The 469-nt window shown below is 36.7% G+C and carries 1 pseudogene; it reads left to right on the plus strand.

Annotated features, from left to right (window positions below):
• Positions 1-221 precede the first annotated feature (221 nt).
• Positions 222-469: pseudogene (locus tag ACLOR3_RS01915) on the plus strand (hypothetical protein); the annotation flags it as partial.

Consider the following 469-nt stretch of genomic DNA (forward strand, 5'->3'; position numbering starts at 1 on the left):
TTCTTTGCATTTTCAAAATAAGATACCCTTCTTCGTCCCCACTTCCCCATTTTCTTCGTATTCCTTTAGTAACTTTTTCTCCTTTTCTCCTCCAAAATGAACCAAATAGCTTCAAAAATGAACCAAATAGATTTTTCCCCCTATCTGACTTCAAAAGCTTGTATACTATTCGTAACTGAAAGATAGCTCAGTTATTTACTCAATAGCAAAGGAAAGAAACTATGATCTATGTCATTGAATACAATTATCCCTCTAAGATGTTGGTCGAACATATTAACAACTATCTAGAGAAAAAACGGGTTCGTAATCTACCAGTCAAGCTGGTCTATAATGGAAATATCTCCTATATCGACTATGACTTGAAAAACATCTACTTCTTCTCCTGTCAAGGAAATTCTGGAATCAACGCCTACAAAGAGCTCGAACGCATCCGAAGAAATGATCCCTTCGGACGCATCATTGTCCACTC

The sequence above is a fragment of the Streptococcus intestinihominis genome (assembly GCF_046824975.1).
Taxonomy (GTDB): domain Bacteria; phylum Bacillota; class Bacilli; order Lactobacillales; family Streptococcaceae; genus Streptococcus.